This is a genomic window from Empedobacter stercoris (assembly GCF_020281205.1).
In the GTDB taxonomy this organism is placed as follows: domain Bacteria; phylum Bacteroidota; class Bacteroidia; order Flavobacteriales; family Weeksellaceae; genus Empedobacter; species Empedobacter stercoris.
In genome coordinates, this window is sequence record NZ_JACXZC010000005.1 from 118849 (window position 1) to 135677 (window position 16829).

Annotated in this window: 19 protein-coding genes and 1 tRNA gene; 15 read left to right on the forward strand and 5 right to left on the reverse strand. The window is 30.4% G+C overall.

Annotated features, from left to right (window positions below):
- Positions 1-17 precede the first annotated feature (17 nt).
- From IF125_RS04135 to IF125_RS04175, 9 genes are all read left to right on the forward strand, one after another.
- Positions 18-1469: a SusD/RagB family nutrient-binding outer membrane lipoprotein gene (locus tag IF125_RS04135; RefSeq protein WP_225541617.1), complete on the forward strand. Its 1452-nt coding sequence runs from the start codon at positions 18-20 to the stop codon at positions 1467-1469.
- A gap of 90 nt (positions 1470-1559) precedes the next feature.
- Positions 1560-1913 (forward strand): MmcQ/YjbR family DNA-binding protein, encoded by a 354-nt coding sequence (locus IF125_RS04140; RefSeq protein ID WP_225541618.1) that lies wholly within the window; start codon positions 1560-1562, stop codon positions 1911-1913.
- A 179-nt stretch (positions 1914-2092) separates the two neighbouring features.
- Positions 2093-2680: a nicotinamide riboside transporter PnuC gene (pnuC, locus tag IF125_RS04145; RefSeq protein ID WP_171621637.1), complete on the forward strand. Its 588-nt coding sequence runs from the start codon at positions 2093-2095 to the stop codon at positions 2678-2680.
- Positions 2673-3680 (forward strand): acyl-CoA dehydrogenase family protein, encoded by a 1008-nt coding sequence (locus tag IF125_RS04150; protein WP_225541619.1) that lies wholly within the window; start codon positions 2673-2675, stop codon positions 3678-3680. The genes pnuC and IF125_RS04150 overlap by 8 nt, the downstream gene beginning before the upstream one ends.
- A 41-nt stretch (positions 3681-3721) precedes the next feature.
- Positions 3722-3793 (forward strand) — tRNA-Arg (locus IF125_RS04155).
- A 67-nt stretch (positions 3794-3860) separates the two neighbouring features.
- The gene (locus IF125_RS04160; RefSeq protein WP_171621635.1) at positions 3861-4628 is read left to right on the forward strand and encodes a sulfite exporter TauE/SafE family protein; all 768 of its coding nucleotides are present in this window, start codon (positions 3861-3863) and stop codon (positions 4626-4628) included.
- Positions 4629-5411, forward strand: a complete 783-nt coding sequence (locus IF125_RS04165) for a hypothetical protein (protein ID WP_225541620.1) — start codon at positions 4629-4631, stop codon at positions 5409-5411.
- A gap of 210 nt (positions 5412-5621) precedes the next feature.
- A complete protein-coding gene (locus tag IF125_RS04170) occupies positions 5622-6236 on the forward strand; it encodes a deoxynucleoside kinase (RefSeq protein ID WP_225541621.1) in 615 nt (204 codons plus the stop codon).
- A gap of 69 nt (positions 6237-6305) precedes the next feature.
- Positions 6306-7262 (forward strand): EamA family transporter, encoded by a 957-nt coding sequence (locus tag IF125_RS04175; RefSeq protein WP_225541622.1) that lies wholly within the window; start codon positions 6306-6308, stop codon positions 7260-7262.
- A gap of 114 nt (positions 7263-7376) precedes the next feature.
- Here IF125_RS04175 and IF125_RS04180 read toward each other — a convergent pair whose 3' ends face one another.
- From IF125_RS04180 to IF125_RS04190, 3 genes are read right to left on the reverse strand one after another with little or no spacing between them, the layout of a single operon-like run.
- Complete coding sequence (locus IF125_RS04180) at positions 7377-8456, reverse strand: glucosaminidase domain-containing protein (protein WP_225541623.1); 1080 nt, start codon at positions 8454-8456, stop codon at positions 7377-7379.
- The gene (locus tag IF125_RS04185; protein WP_225541624.1) at positions 8453-9370 is read right to left on the reverse strand and encodes a 1-aminocyclopropane-1-carboxylate deaminase/D-cysteine desulfhydrase; all 918 of its coding nucleotides are present in this window, start codon (positions 9368-9370) and stop codon (positions 8453-8455) included. Before IF125_RS04185 ends, IF125_RS04180 begins: the two co-directional genes overlap by 4 nt.
- On the reverse strand, positions 9371-9697 hold the full coding sequence (locus tag IF125_RS04190) for a hypothetical protein (protein WP_225541625.1): 327 nt from the start codon (positions 9695-9697) through the stop codon (positions 9371-9373).
- 158 nt (positions 9698-9855) lie between these two features.
- On the opposite strand from IF125_RS04190, the gene IF125_RS04195 reads away from it, so the two are divergent.
- The gene (locus IF125_RS04195) at positions 9856-10017 is read left to right on the forward strand and encodes a DUF5522 domain-containing protein (protein WP_159155417.1); all 162 of its coding nucleotides are present in this window, start codon (positions 9856-9858) and stop codon (positions 10015-10017) included.
- Positions 10018-10022: 5 nt separating this feature from the next.
- Entirely contained in the window at positions 10023-10757 is a 735-nt protein-coding gene (locus tag IF125_RS04200; protein ID WP_225540631.1) for a DUF2911 domain-containing protein, read from the forward strand.
- Positions 10758-10882: 125 nt separating this feature from the next.
- Here the strand turns inward: IF125_RS04200 and IF125_RS04205 are convergent, their stop codons facing one another.
- Complete coding sequence (locus tag IF125_RS04205; RefSeq protein ID WP_225541626.1) at positions 10883-11083, reverse strand: ion channel; 201 nt, start codon at positions 11081-11083, stop codon at positions 10883-10885.
- A 319-nt stretch (positions 11084-11402) separates the two neighbouring features.
- Between IF125_RS04205 and IF125_RS04210 the strand changes: the two genes are divergently transcribed.
- From IF125_RS04210 to IF125_RS04220, 3 genes are all read left to right on the forward strand, one after another.
- On the forward strand, positions 11403-12203 hold the full coding sequence (locus IF125_RS04210) for a T9SS-dependent choice-of-anchor J family protein (protein WP_225541627.1): 801 nt from the start codon (positions 11403-11405) through the stop codon (positions 12201-12203).
- 177 nt (positions 12204-12380) lie between these two features.
- Positions 12381-13991 (forward strand): glycoside hydrolase family 10 protein, encoded by a 1611-nt coding sequence (locus tag IF125_RS04215; RefSeq protein WP_225540635.1) that lies wholly within the window; start codon positions 12381-12383, stop codon positions 13989-13991.
- Positions 13992-14070: 79 nt separating this feature from the next.
- Positions 14071-14319: a hypothetical protein gene (locus tag IF125_RS04220; protein ID WP_225541628.1), complete on the forward strand. Its 249-nt coding sequence runs from the start codon at positions 14071-14073 to the stop codon at positions 14317-14319.
- Positions 14320-14456: 137 nt separating this feature from the next.
- Here the strand turns inward: IF125_RS04220 and IF125_RS14280 are convergent, their stop codons facing one another.
- Positions 14457-15368 carry a GNAT family N-acetyltransferase gene (locus IF125_RS14280; RefSeq protein ID WP_225541629.1) on the reverse strand — a complete coding sequence of 304 codons (912 nt, stop codon included), beginning with the start codon at positions 15366-15368 and terminating at the stop codon, positions 14457-14459.
- A 96-nt stretch (positions 15369-15464) separates the two neighbouring features.
- Between IF125_RS14280 and kbl the strand changes: the two genes are divergently transcribed.
- Positions 15465-16664: a glycine C-acetyltransferase gene (gene kbl, locus IF125_RS04230; RefSeq protein WP_225541630.1), complete on the forward strand. Its 1200-nt coding sequence runs from the start codon at positions 15465-15467 to the stop codon at positions 16662-16664.
- The last annotated feature ends 165 nt before the right edge of the window (positions 16665-16829 follow it).

Here is a 16829-nt window from a genome sequence, read left to right on the forward strand (position 1 = left end):
ACATTCAATTTATTAAAATGAAAAAAATTTCAATCAAACTATTTTTCGCCTTAACCATTATATCAACTACTTTCTCTTGTACAAATGATTTTGAGAAAGCTAACGAAGATCCTAACTTAATCACTGAAATAAATTCTGGTTCAGTTTTAAATCCTGTTATTTATGATTTAGCAGAAAACAACGTATTAAAAAACTACGATATCACAGCACAATTAATGCAAGTTCATTTTCCTTATCCAAGTAATGCAATGGGACTTCATCGCTACGACGTAACCAATGGAACAGGTAATTCTACTTGGAATAATGCGTATAAAAATTTGGTGAATTTAGAAGAAATGCTAAAAGTTTCTCAAAAAGCAGGAGATGTAAATTACGAGGCAATCGCACTTACATTACGTTCATTAGTTATTTCTAATCTAACTGATATGTTTGGTGACGTTCCTTTTTCTGAAGCTGCAAAAGCAGAAGAAGGAATTACAAAACCAAAATTTGATCGTCAAGAAGATATTTACAACCAATTAATAAACGATTTAGAACAAGCAAATCAATTGTATGTGACTAATTTGGGATTAAAATATGGTAGTGATATATTATTCCCAAGCAGTGAAAAAAATATCAATATTACACGTTGGAAAAAATTTTCCAATTCATTAAAAATGAGATTATTGCTAAGAATCTCTAATCGTGATGCTTCTGCATTAACAGAGATCAAAAAAATGATCGACAATCCGACAACTTATCCAGTTTTCGAAAATGAATCTGAATCTGCTATCCTACAAATTTCTGGTTTAGCACCAAGTTTATCGCCTTGGCCAAGAGAACAAGATTATAGAGATAGTCGTACATTTACCGAATTTTTTGTAGAAAAAATGAACGAAACAAACGATCCTCGTTTACCATTTTTAGTGAACAAAGCTTCTAATCTTGATGGTTCTTCTTTAGGTTATAAGGGTGTTCCTGCTGCTTATGAAGGAAATAGTTCAGATTTTAAATTTAATCCTTCATCACCGAATAATGCAATTGTTGTTGCACCTATGAAAATTCCGTTGATGACTTATGCAGAAGTAGAATTTATTAAAGCCGAAATTGCTCAAAAAGGATTAGGTGGCGATGCAAAAACACATTATGAAAATGCTGTTAGAGCAGCTGTCGTTTTGTGGACAAACTCCGAGCCCACTACAGAATTCTTAGAACACGAAAAAATAAAATACAATAATTCTTTAGAACGTATTATCGAACAAAAATATTTTGCTTTGTTCTTTACTGATTACCAACAATGGTTTGAATATAAACGTACAGGATTCCCTACTCTACCAAAAACTTCAACGATGTTGAATGATCAGAAAATGCCTCGACGTTTACTTTATCCAACAAGTGTAAGAAATTACAACCCTGAAGGCTACCAACAAGCCATTCAACAAATGGGAGCTGACGATATCAATACGCGTGTTTGGTGGGATGTCAACTAATTGCAGTTACATTTCATATTTTATAGAAAACGACCTTGTTTGCAAGGTCGTTTTCGTTTTATTTGTACCTTACTTAAAAATTGTTAAACGATGCACATTGAAGAGTTAAGAGATTTTTGTTTAGGGTTACCTTTGGTAGAAGAAAAATTCCCATTTGATCAAGCGACACTGGTTTTCTATATTGCAGGTAAAATGTTTTGTTTGTGTAATATTGATGAATTTGATTCAGTAAACATTAAATGTGATCCTGATAAAGCAATAGAATTAAGATCAATTTATGAAGCGGTAAATCCAGGATATCACATGAACAAAAAACATTGGAATACCGTAAAAATCAACCAAGATGTAAAAGATACTCAACTAAAACAATGGATAAAAGATTCATACAATTTAGTTATCTTAACTTTACCAAAAGCTAAACGTCCAGAATTATTAAACGATTAATTTTTTAACCTTTTCTTTTGGAAATCTCTACAGATCTTTCCATCTTCGCAATTCAATGGGGTGCTAAAAATTGGCTGAGAATATACCCAAGAACATTTTGTTCTACACCTGATCCAGGTAATACTGGCGGAGGGATTGATGTTAGCAATAACTTCTATCTCCTCATCAACAAAAAAATTATGATGAAGGAAATTATTTTACAAACTACTTGGTTAGAATGGCTGGGTGTTACTTTTTCAATTTTTCAAGTCCTTTTGGCGAGATTTAATAATCCTAAAAATTATCTTTTCGGAATTGCTGGGATTATTTTGACACTTTTCGTCATGTTTAATTCGAAGCTATATGCCGAATTTACGTTAAATATTTATTATTTGATAATGAGTATTTATGGTTGGTTGTATTGGAAATACGGAAAACAAACTCACGAAATAGAAATTACAAAAACCAATAAAAAAGAATGGAAAATTGTTTCAGGAATCGTCTTAGGTAGTTTCGGAATATTTTATTTGGTATTAACGCATTTCACAGATTCGGATGTTCCTATTTGGGATTCATTGGTTAGTGCATTTGCTTGGGCAGGCATGTGGTTGATGGCAAAACGAAAACTCGAAAATTGGATTCTTCTTAACATTAGTAATATTATTTCTATCCCGTTGATGATTCACAAAGATTTGTACCTATACGCTGTTTTATCCTTGATTTTATTCTGCGTTGCCATTTCTGGATATTTTAATTGGAAGAAAATTTTAAACCAAAACAATGCATAATATCAATTCACTTCGAAAAGAATTATTGAATAAAGAAACGTTCAACCAAACGGTTCTCGATTATATTTACAATCAGATTTGGTTGAATATCTGGGTGCCAAAACAATATAACGGACTTGGATTACCTTTTTCCGAAGGATTAAAAATTCTTCAATCAGTTGCTAAAATTGATGGAAGTTTAGGCTGGTTTGTTACCTTATGTAGTGGCGCAAATTATTTCTCAAGAAATCTTCAACCCAATATTGCATTTGATTTATTTTCTACTCAAAAAACTTGTTTCGGCGGTAGTGGTATGTTGGGAGGTACGGCAGAAAAGATAGGAGAAAATTATATCATAAATGGTTTGTGGCATTATGCAACTGGCGCGCCTTACCTCACTCATTTTACAATAAATGCGAAAATTTTAGAGAAAGGAAAAGAAGTTCTTGATGAAAACAATGAGCCAAAATTCATCTCTTTCATTTTAGATAAATCACAAGTACAATTAATTTCGACATGGAAATCAATGGGGATGATTGCAACTTCCTCTCATAGTTTCGAGGTTAAAAATCAAGTCGTTCATCAAGATTATAGCTTTATTTACAATCATTTTTACAGTGATGATTTAGTCGAAAAAGTGCCATTTAGAATTTTTGCAGATTTAACTTTATTGGTTAATTATATCGGAATGGCGGAACATTTTATCGAAAAAAGTATAGAAATTATACCTTCAAATCAACTTTCTAACTTTGATAAATTTCTAAAAAACTGTACGTCAAAATGCAATGAATATGCTAAACATATAGAAGATTTATTAGCCAATAATTCTTTTATTTTAGATAAAATAGACACTGAAATTCATGCTTTTGGAATAGAAACCGTAGCACAGATTACACAACATATCATAACAATTTATACACAGCTTGGTATAAGAGCCTCAAAATCAAATGAAGAAATTAATCAGATTTTTCGAGATTATTTTACTGCAACTCAACATCGAAATTTCAGACAAGTAATTTAAATATATCTCTCTATTTATCTATATTTGTCAATATTTTATTAGGCTGCGTAATTTAATGGATAGAATATCAGATTCCGGTTCTGACAGTATGAGTTCGAATCTCATCGTGGTCACAAAATAAATTAACAAAACACATCTAATTCAAGTTTCAAGTTTTACCTTTGCCAATATTTTTCAGTTTTGGAAATCGAAATTCTATTTTATCTATGTACTGCTGCATTTTTCGCTGGCTTCATAGACTCTATTGTTGGTGGAGGTGGTTTAATCCAAACACCTTTATCCCTGGCTTTCTTACCAAATTTACCTGTTTCTACGGTTATCGGAACACTAAAAATTCCTGCATTTAGTGGAACAGCTTTAGCGACTTCTCAATATCTAAAGGAAGTAAAAATAGATTGGAAACTCTTTGCTATCATAGCTACTTGCGCCTTTATTTCTGCATTTTTAGGTTCGCAATTATTGACGGTTATTAACAACGATTTTATGAAACCTGTTTTACTTGTCATTTTAATCATTCTGGCTATTTATACTATTTTCAAAAAAGATTTTGGCCAAGCAACTGAACGCAAAATCCCCTATCATATCGCAATTATAAATGGTTGTATCGTAAGTATTGCAGTTGGTTTTTATGATGGTTTTATTGGTCCTGCTACGGGCACATTTTTTATTTTAGGATTTGTGACATTACTTGGAATGGACTTCCTGAAAGCAAATACTAATGCTAAACTGATTAACTTAGCTACCAACTTTGGTTCGATTTGTTTGTTTTTAATCAAAGGACAAATTATTTGGAAAATCGCTTTACCAATGGCTGTTTGTAATGCTTTAGGTGGTTTTATTGGAGCAAAATTAGCCATCAACAAAGGAAACAAATTCATTCGTTACATATTTATTTTGGTAATCCTACTCTCAATTTGTAGATTTGGTTACGAAGTAATTTTCAAGTAAATGAAGTCCATTTTATCCATCATTTTTGTTTCGGTATGTTTAAATGTTTTAGCGCAGAAATTTGTGTTGAAAGATTCGCTTATAACCAATAACAAAACTGTAAATACAATTGATACCGATCTTAATAATTCGCTCTATTTGATTTCGGATACGAAAATTGAAAAAATATTTCAGTCGAATAAAAACAAAATTGTTGATTTAAAAAATGTAATCACAACTGTTGACACAGGAAATCCGTTAAGAACTTATATCTATTCAAATTTTAATCAAATCACCATTTTGGATGAGAATCTTAACTCTATTCAAGATATGATTCAATTAAAATCGACCGATTATATGCCAATTGCATTAAAAGTGGTTGACAATCAATTTTGTTGGTTTTATGATATTATCGGAAATAAATTGGTTTATTTTAATTATCAATTGCAGAAACCTATTCTAATTTCAAAGCAGATTTATTTAAAAAATAACGATCAATCCATTGAAAAAATTCATGTATATAAAAATTTAGTTTACTTAAAAAGTCAACAAACAATTTACATCTATGATGATTATGGTAATTTTAAATCTAATTTTGAGATAAATATCAAAGATTCCGCTTACTATTTTTATAAAGATGTTATTTTTTACATAAAAGACAATATGCTAATTTCGAAAAATATCATCAATCAAAATTCAACTACACTTATAGAATTGAAAAACATTAAAAGTATGGCTTTTAACGAAACTAACTTTTATACGTTTGATGGAAATAGGGTAAAAAATTACGAAATATTAAAATAAAAACAACTAATAATCAATAATTTAAATCAAAACAACTGCTTGTAAGTTTCCTCAAATCAAAAGATTAATTTTAATTTCTTTTGAATAAAAACACATAAATCAATCGGAATAATTTTTTTCTAATAAAAGATTTTTCTATGAGTTAACAGCTTAGATTTTGTTTTGAAAATTAAGCTTTAGTATATTTGCAATCGTTAAAATAATTGGAAAATGCATATCGCGATCGCAGGAAATATTGGAGCAGGAAAAACTACTCTAACAAATCTTTTAGCAAAACAATACAACTGGACAGCTCAATTTGAAGATGTAGAAATGAATCCTTATTTGGATGATTTTTACAATGATATGGAAAAATGGGCGTTCAATTTGCAAATTTACTTTTTAGGAAGTCGTTTCAATCAAGTGAAAGAAATTAGAGAAAGTGGTAAAGATATTATCCAAGACCGTACTATTTATGAGGATGCGCATATTTTTGCGAGCAACTTAAATGATATGGGACTTTTGTCTACACGAGATTACAATAACTATTTGCGTGTTTTCAACTTAATGACAAGTTTTGTTGAAGCACCTGATTTATTAATTTACCTAAAAGCTTCTATTCCGACTTTGGTTGCTCAAATTCAGAAACGTGGCCGTGATTACGAAAACTCTATTAGTATTGATTATTTGAGTCGTTTGAATGATAAATATGACAAATGGATTTCGAATTACAAAGAAGGAAAAGTTTTAGTTATTGATGTAGATAATTTAGATTTTGTTGAAAATAAAGTAGACTTGGGTTTCATCTTCAACAAGATAGAAGGAGAAATAAATGGACTTTTTTAGTTCGTAAAAAATACAGTAACTTGCACGGCTTGATTAAAAAAATCAAGCCTTTTTTGTGAAAAAAAAATTATGGAAAATAAAAATTTATTGAAGGGAGTTTTGTTTGTCGCAATGGGCGCAAGCTTCTACGGAATGCTTGCCACTTTTGTAAAAGTAGCTTACGATCAAGGCTACACGACAGCAGAAGTTACAGCTTCACAATTTGTTTTAGGAATTATAGCCTTATTGATTATTAATTTGATTATGGCGAATAAAAATAACTCAATTCCAAAAGTAAAACCGAAAGATAAAAAACGGCTTATTTTAGCAGGAACATCGTTAGGTTTTACGAGTTTATTTTATTATTTATCAGTTCAATATATCAATGTATCAATTGCAATCGTACTATTGATGCAAACAGTTTGGTTGAGTATTTTGGTGGAAAGTATATTGACTAAAAAATTTCCTTCGGCTAAAAAATTAATCGCTATGATTTTGGTATTAATTGGTACCGCAATGGCTACAAACTTAATTAACCAAGACGTAGAATTAAACCCAAAAGGATTGTTCTGGGGGTTCTTAGCAGCTTGTTCATTTACCACAACCATGTTTACTTCAAATAGTGTGGCGAATTATTTACCTCCTTACAAAAAGAGTTTGTATATGCTGTATGGGGGAGGAATAGTTGTTGCATTATTTGTGATTTTTAGCCAATTAGGCCCATATTATTCAGAGAGTTTAATGAGTTTATACCGTCATTTTTCTGATGATATAACTGGAATTCATCCTCTCAACCTGAAAATTTTCTATACATGGGGATTGTTTTTATCCTTATTTGGAACAGTTTTACCTCCTATTTTATTAAACAAAGGTTTTCCAAATACAGGTTTAGGATTAGGAAGTATTGTTGCTTCTATAGAATTACCCGTTTCTGTAACCATGGCATTCATCGTTTTACAAGAACAAGTTTTAGCCATTCAATGGACTGGAATTGCCGTTATTATTTTTGCAATTATTATCTCGAATATCAATTTCACTAAAAGTTAATTGATAATACACACGATTGTTGTCAAAAAATATATTTCAAGAAATGATAGTATTGAATATATATCAAACAAAAAAAGCTTCCTTTTGGAAGCTTTTTTTGTTTGATAAGGTAAGTTATGCTCTAACTTTAGTTTTTAAATTAATTCGTTGTCCAACTTTAGGTTGCGCACCTGGCTCCATACGATTCAGTTTATATAAGCTACTAACTTTTACACCAAAACGCTGAGAAATCGTGTACATATCATCACCTTCCTGAACTTTGTACGAATAATCAGAACCTTTAGTTTTCTTTTTTCCAAAAAATACAATTTGTCCATCTTTCAACTTAGATCCCATTTGTATTTCATTGAAATTCGCAATATCAGAAGGAACTTTATTATACGTTTTAGAGATTGTCGCTATCGTTTCTCCAGCTTGTGCAACAATATAAGGAATGTTATTCTTGTGATTTTTGATGCGAGTTGTTGGATTTTGAGGACGAGTTTCATAAACAACCGTTTTGTTATTTACAATAGGCTCATTCTTTTCTACAATATTTTCTTTGGGTTGGTAAGAAGCTAAAATAACTTCTTCTTTGATTGATTTAGGCTCATTTTTCTTCTGTTTAGAAGAATTATTCGCTAACATCAAATCATCTTGATTGTTATATAAAGCGTATAACTTAGCAAAAACTTCTTCAGCTGAAATCTTATCAAATTGATCTAAATTATATTTTTCTATTCGAGAGATTAATTTAAACGCATATTTTGAATCTGTTGCATAACCAGCTTTTTTTAATCCATGAGCCCAAGCTTTAAAATCTGTTGGATCCAAATTAAATAAAGCCTTATAATAGGGTCTTAATGCCAAAAATTCTGAGTGATCTCTGTAACTTTCTTCAACTGAAAGATACTTTCTGAAACATTCGCCTTTTGCATCATCATCGTGGTAAATTCTTGGTTTATCCAACGACCATTCTGCTGGTCCTTTACATTTTATACCAAAATGATTATTTGCTTGCTCAGCTAATCTACTTTGCCCTCCACCTGTTTCTAATAAACCTTGTGCTAAAGTTATACTTGCCGGAACTTTGTAAAGTTGCATTTCTTCAACAGCTAAAATAGCATGTTTTCGAATGTAAGTTATGTCTCTACTTTCTTGGGCTTGTGTTGACATGGCCAAAACAAAGCTAAAAACGTACAACAATTTTCTCATTCTATAATATTTTTATTCTTCTTTTTTAAAAGTTTATTCATCCCTTCTATTCCTTGTAGTCCGCCTGTATGAACGATAAGAATTTTAGAGTTATCACTAAAATAATGATTTTTAATCAATTCGAAAATACCAAAAACCATTTTTCCTGTATAAATAGGATCCAATTGAATATGGTTAATTCGCTTGAAATCATTTACAAAAGTAATTAAATCATCCGAAACTTTTCCATATCCGCCAAAATGATATTCGTTAAAAATAGTAAAATTCGTTTTATTTGTCAATTTTTCTATCTCTTTTGGAATAAAATTCCCTTTTAAACTTGGAAAGCCTATAATTTTTTGTTGTAATTTAGAACTTTCAATCAAACCAGCTATTGTTCCACAAGTTCCGATCGCCGAAGCAATATAATCGAAATCGAAACAATCTGCATACAAAATTTCTTCGCAACCTTTTATAGCTAACTCATTTGTACCTCCTTCTGGAATAACGTAAGCGTCTGGATATTTAGTATTTAAATCATCTAAAAATTTAATTTCATCTTTTTTCCTATACTCTTCTCTCGAAATAAAATGCAACTGCATACCGCATTTTTCAGCAAAACGTAAGGTTGGATTTTCATCAATTTTATCAATTAACTCTTCTCCTCGTATAATGCCTATTGTTTCGAAATCATGAATTTTACCTGCCGCAGCAGTCGCTGCTATATGATTAGAAAAAGCACCTCCAAATGTTACTAATTTTTTGAAACCCAATTTTTCAGCTTCAATAAAATTATATTTTAGTTTTCGGTATTTATTTCCAGAAATTTCAGGATGAATTAAATCTTCTCTCAAAATAGAAAGTTGAATTTTCTGAGAAGTTATATGCGTAATATCAATCGGCTGTATTTGAGCTTTATAATCGTTCCAAATCATTTACAAATATTTTAGAAAACTATAAAATTTTCGTTCTTTTAAATAATTCAAATTATGATCATTTGCATACGCTTCACGCTCAAAACTAATATTTCGATACGCTTTGTGTTGATCACGGTATTGAACTAATCGAATCATATATTCTATCAAATAAAAAGGATAAAAAAAGACAACTAAAAGTTCGAGTTGTTGAATAATATGAATGTTTTCATGATTGATTAAAACAGTATCATTCTTTAATTTTTTATCTCTCAAAAAAATAAACGGAAAAATGGTAATTCCGATAAAGTTCTTGCGAAATAAACGATTTAAAACAACTACAAACATGATTTACTAACTCGATTCTGTGTCAAAATTAAGCAATCTGAGAGATATTGATTAAAAAAAGCTTTAAAAATCGTAACTTTATAGGAACCGACTAAGTATTATCATCATGATATTGATGAAAAATAATTGATAAAAGTTGTAATTTCACAGCATTAGAAATGAAGAAGTTTGAAGAAGGAGATTATTATTTATCTCCAGAAGGTTTTAGAATTTTCACTGCACAATACCTTAAAAAAAGAGGATATTGTTGTAAAAGTGGTTGCAAACATTGCCCGTATGGATACGACAAAAAAACAGATAAAATAAAAAATAAAAAATAATTTATATGAAAATAACATCAACAGTCTTCGCATTATTCATAGGAAGTTGTGCTTTTGCACAAATGAAATTTCCTTCGGTAAGTTCTCACGCAGAAGTTGAACAAAAAGTGGGATTAACTGAAATTGAAGTAGAATACAATCGACCGAATGTAAATGAAAGAAAGGTTTTCGGAAAATTAGTTCCTTACGGAGAAATTTGGCGTACAGGTGCAAACGAAAATACGGTGATTAAATTTGATCAACCCATTAAGGTAAATGGACAAGATTTGGCCGCTGGTGAATATGCGTTGTATACAATTCCAACTAAAGAAGATTGGGATGTGATATTTTACAAAGACACTAAAAACTGGGGAAATCCAAAGGAATGGAACGAATCTAATGTTGCATTGAAAGTAAAAGCGCCATCAACAAAGTCCATGAATAATAAAACCGAAACGTTCGAGATTCGTTTTACAAATGTGACGCAAAAATCTGCAAATTTGGTAATGGCTTGGGATAACGTAAACGTTGTATTGGAAATAGAAACAAATACAATTAATACGGTATTAAAAATGATTGGAGAACAATTAAACGAAAATTCATCTGCAAGAGACTTTTATAATTCAGCTAATTTCTATTATTCAAATAAATTAGATCGAAATCAAGCAATAAAATGGGTAAATACAGCTTTAGAAAAAGATCCGAATGCGCCAATTTATTATAAAGAATTGAAGGAAAAATTAGAAAAAGATAAATATTAAATAAAATTAGTAAATCCGTTTCTTTAATACTGAAGAAACGGATTTTTTTATTCAGATATATTTTTTTTCAAAATGATTTGCAAATAAGAAAACATCAACGCAGTCGACCAACCAACCATCATAATTCAATTGATAGCTTCTAAACCAGCCAATATTTTCCATTCGCTATCAATCACTACATCACCATAACCTACTGTTGTAAATGTTATAAATGAAAAATAAAGCGCTTCTTGAAAACTATATAAATTATCAATATTAAGATTAAAATAAAAAGCAGCTGCCCATATTGTACATTGCGTACCATGCAACAAAGTAAGTAAAGACACTGATAGAGCCATTTGCTACAAAACATGACTAATAGATAGTCGTTGGTTTTTGAAATTGAATTTATGCAGATATTTAAGGGGAATGTACTGTAAATGTTGATTGTAAAATAACATTCATACAAATTATCAATACTCCAAAACATATAATTAGAAACATAGTATTTTATTGATGTAAAAGTATTCCTTTCCGTAATTTTTTCAAAGAAATAATAGGATTAGTTAAGATTTAATGTAAATCAGGTCTATTTTTTGAATATTTTAATTGTGTTAGCATTTGTTTTTGTATCATCTAATTCTTAACAATTAAACACTAAAATAAATGAAAAAAATTTTACTATTGAGTACTTTATTATTAGGTACATACTCACTAAATGCACAAAATAAATCTGCCACAGATTTACCTTATTCGTACGGTTTCGAAACGGAGGACCTTGACGGATGGACAATTATTAATGCTGGAAATGGTAACAATTGGGCCGTTCATCAAGCTTCTTCAGAAACGCCAGATCCTTCAGAAGGAAAATATTATATGATGTACTATTTTCATGATAATCCAGCTAATTCATATTTATTTTCAAAAGGTCTTAATTTAAAAGCAAACGAAAATATTAATCTACAATTTGATTATATGGGAATTGATGCTTGGTTTCCAGAAAAAATGGAAGTACTAATTGGCTTGAATCCTGATGTCGAGTCGATGACACAAAGACTTTGGATTGATGAAGAAATTATAAATTACCCATACGAAACAGCTTCTGTAAATTTTGAAGTTCCTACCGATGGAGTCTATTATATTGCTTTTAGAGCCTTTTCTGATCCAGATCAATTTTACTTAAGCTTAGATAATATTATCATCAAAAAAGAATCATTGGCTACGCAAGAAGTAAATAAAACAAAATTGACGTATTATCCTAATCCTGTAAAAGATGTTTTAACGATTAAAAACGATCACAACATCAAAAACATTGAAATTTTTGATTTATCTGGTAAAACGTTAATTAAAAAAGTGTACGATTCTGCTAACATTGATGTCGATATTTCAAAATTACCAAAAGGAACGTATCTGGTAAAAATAAGTAGTGAGAACAGTAAAAAAACAATAAAAGTAATTAAAGATTAACGTTCAGTTTTTGATAAATTTTCATATATTTAATTACAAAACAATGTTACATAAAACGGATAGAAAGCTTTTATATGTAAGCATTCTATTCGTTTTAAATTCATAAAGAATTGATAAAAAAACGTTTTCTATTGGCTTATTTCTTAATTTTGTAATTCTAAATCTATCATTCAACAAATGAAAATTAATTTTAAACATATTTTATTGTGTCTTGGAGTTGCTTCTATTGGATTAACATCTTGTTCATCTAATAAAAGTTCGAACAAAATAGTCTATAAAAAAGTAGAAACTAAGCAACCTACAAAACCTGCTGAACCTACAATTACTACTACACCTAAAACAGAAATTTCTACAAAAAAAGACGACATTTTTACAGTAAAATTACCCGATGTTAATCGCGAATTCCGAGCAGCATGGGTGGCTTCTGTTGCAAATATCAATTGGCCTTCGAAACGAGATTTATCGACAACACAGCAAAAAGATGAAGCGATAAAGTTGTTGGATATGTTAGAAGCTAACAATTTTAATGCAGTTATATTTCAAGTTCGTCCGGCTGCAGATGCAATGTATAAAAGTAATTTAGAGCCTTGGTCTTATTTTTTAACTGGACAACAAGGGAAAGCACCTTCTCCTTATTACGACCCCTTAGAATTTTGGGTAGAAGAAGCACATAAAAGAGGTTTAGAATTGCATGTTTGGTTAAATCCATATCGAGCACATCATAGTAGCGGTGGCTCTGTAACCAGCGAATCTATGGTGAAAAAATCTCCAAACAATGTGGTGAGATTGAAAAATGGAATGTACTGGTTCGACCCTGCTGATAAGAAAACACAAGATCACGTTTCAGAAGTTGTTCGTGATATTGTTTCTCGTTATGACATTGATGGTGTTCATTTTGATGATTATTTTTATCCTTATGCTTCTTACAATGGCGGAGCAGATTTTCCTGATACTAAAACATGGAATGTTTACAAAAATAATGGAGGAAATTTATCGCGAGCAGATTGGCGTCGTCAAAACGTGAACACAATTATCGAAAGAATATACAAAGAAATAAAAGAAGAAAAACCTTTTGTGAAATTTGGAATTAGTCCTTTTGGAATATGGAAACCGGGCTACCCTTCTGGAATTACAGGTTCTTCGCAATATGATGAATTATACGCTGACGCAAAATTATGGTTAAATAAAGGTTGGGTTGATTATTTTTCACCTCAATTGTATTGGCCAATTAACTCAACTGGGCAAAGTTTTCCTAAATTATTAGAATGGTGGAAATCTGAAAACACACATAATCGTCACCTATGGCCTGGTTTGAATACAGTTGAAGTTAAAGTTTCGGACAGATCAACGGAGATTACAAATCAAGTTAAAATGGCTGGTGAAATTTTACAAAATAATATAGGTGTAATTCACTGGAGTATTGCAGGTTTAACAAAAAATCCTTCGATGCTGAGTTATTTAAAAGAAGGACCTTACAAAACAAAAGCGTTAGTACCAACGATGAATTGGATAAAAACAGATCATTTGGCAAAACCAAGTTTAATTGTAAATGCTAAAACATCGGAAGTTGTAATGAATTGGAGTGATTATAAAATGCAATCAAATGTGTCAAAATGGATTTTGTACACACGTTACAACAACGATTGGGAAACCTCTATATTGGAGAAAACAAAAACGAACCAAACCGTTTTAAAACATAAAGATGGAAAAAGCTTAACCGCTGTTGCGCTAAAAGCTGTAGACCGTATAGGTAACGAAAGTGATTACGTTGCTGAAAGAATTAATTAAAATTTTAATGGATATAAAATAAAAACTGGACTTCAACTTGAGGTCCAGTTTTTGTATATTTAGTTCTAAATAATTTCTAATGAAAAAAGAAAATATAATTCTTTATGTAATGCTATTTATTCCTCTTTTATTTTTGGGAGGAGTAGCTGGTTATTTTTTTCTTTTCTCTAAACCTTATGTTCCTAATGAATATTATAAAACAATCCAATACAAAGGAATTGTTCAAAAAATTTATACAAAATATGAAAGTAGAAGAAATAAGCGAATGGTTAGAGTCAATTTTTTTGACTATTTTTTACCTTACGATGAAGCTGATAAATTTATTTAAAAAGGAGACTCTATTGTGAAAAATAAAGGAGAAACATCTTTACATATTTATAGAAATCATAAACTAATTAATAGTTTAAAATAAAAAAAAGTCATTACAAAAAATGCAATGACTTTATATACTGATTATTATCTCTTTTAAATTGATTTTTGATAAATGTAATCATCCATAATGTATCCATTTCCGATATCAAATGTTTTCGATTCCATATTTTTGAAACCATTTTTCTCATAAAAACGAATTGCTTTTGCATTGTTTTTATTAACGGTTAAATGAACTGCTTTTGCAGCTTTTTCTTTTGCATAATCCACTACTCTATTCAACATCAATTGTCCAATTCCTTTGGTTTGATTAGATTCTTTCAAGTAAATTTTTGATAAGAACACTGTATTATTCTCTTCCAATTTATAATGTAAATAACCAGAAGGAACATTATCAATCTTTAAAATTTCCCAAACATCACCGTTTGCAATTCCTTCGTTTACCTTATCGTTATTGTACATCATATCAATCATATAATCGATTTGATCTTGTGCTAATAAATCTTTGTAACACTCATTCCAAATTTCTCTTGCTAAAGGTTGAACTAAATGTATATTTTTCTGATTAACGGTATGAAAATGACAATAAACATTAAGTTTAACTGGATTTATTTTTTGATTAATTTCTATATTTTGTAGCATTTCATCTTTACGTTTGTCAATTGCACCTTCTAACATTTGTAAGGTCCACTTACGTTTCAAAGAATTGTAATAAAACATTCCAATTCCAATATATAAAAAGACTTGCACAGCAATAGTAACGTAATTTTCTACTAAGTATTTATTCATTTTTAGGCTATTCTCCATCAAATTATCCATTGATGAACTACTAAAATCAACACCAATATCAATAATTCCTGAAGCAAACAACATTACAAATACAAAAGAAAACGCTATTTCTCCTGCGATATACAACCCTACTGCGGATAAAACTGTTTTTAATTTATCCTTTTTGAAAAATTTTGCTAAAAAATAAAACTGAAAACTAAATATGATGATTAGAAACACTGATTGTAATTTTTTTATATCTTACAAAAATACGAAAAATATAAGCGTAATCCTTTATATTTGTATGAAACATATCAAAACAAAAAGTGATTTATTATGTATAGCGATAAATTTCAGAACTATTTACAATCTCAGTTAAATGACTTAGAAGAACAAGGACTGTTCAAAAAAGAACGCATCATTGCTTCTCCTCAAAGTGCAGAAATCACATTAGAAAATGGTCAAACATTGTTAAATTTTTGTGCAAATAATTATTTAGGATTATCAGATCATAAAGATGTTATTTCGGCTTCTCAAAAAATGTTAGATGATCGTGGATACGGTATGTCATCTGTACGTTTTATTTGTGGAACACAAGATGTTCACAAACAATTAGAAAAGAAAATCGCTGATTTCTTAGGAATGGAAGACACGATTTTATATGCAGCTGCTTTTGATGCAAATGGTGGTGTTTTCGAACCATTATTTACTGAAGAAGATGCTATTATTTCTGATGAATTAAACCATGCTTCTATTATTGACGGCGTTCGTTTGTGTAAAGCTGCTCGTTACCGTTACAAAAATAATAATATGGCAGACTTAGAAGCGCAATTGATAGCCGCTTCTGAAAAAAATCATCGTTTTAAAATCATTGTAACAGACGGTGTATTCTCGATGGATGGTATTGTAGCAGACTTAAAAGGTGTTTGTGATTTAGCCGAAAAATACGATGCACTTGTAATGGTAGATGATTCTCATGCAACTGGTTTCATCGGTAAAACTGGTCGTGGGACACATGAACACAACGAAGTAATGGGACGTGTAGACATTATTACTTCTACTTTGGGTAAAGCTTTAGGTGGTGCAATGGGTGGATTTACATCTGGTAAAAAAGAAGTAATTGAAATGTTGCGCCAAAAATCTCGTCCATATTTATTCTCTAACTCTTTAGCTCCAGGAATTGTTGGTGCTGCTTTGCAAGTGTTAGATATGTTAGAAACTGATACTTCTTTACGTGATAAAGTTATGTGGAATGCCAATTACTTCCGCAAAGAAATGGTAGCTGCTGGTTTTGATATTCCAGAAGGTGATGCTGCTATTGTTCCAGTTATGTTATACGATGCAAAATTATCTCAAGTAATGGCAGATAAATTATTAGCTGAAGGTGTATATGTCATCGGCTTCTTTTTCCCTGTTGTTCCTCGCGATAAAGCTCGTATCCGTGTACAGTTATCAGCTGCACATACAAAAGAACAGTTAGATCATACGATTGCTGCTTTTATTAAAGTTGGTAAAGAATTAGAAGTGATTAAGTAGTTATTATCTAAATATTATAAAAAAAGGTAGGTTTAAAACCTACCTTTTTTTATTTCATCAAAAATGATTATTTTACAACTAATATTAATTGCCATGTTCAAGTTATAAGTGCAACTGGCCAAGTAGATTTTAGTTTTTCGATAGGGCTAATATAGCCAAACTTTC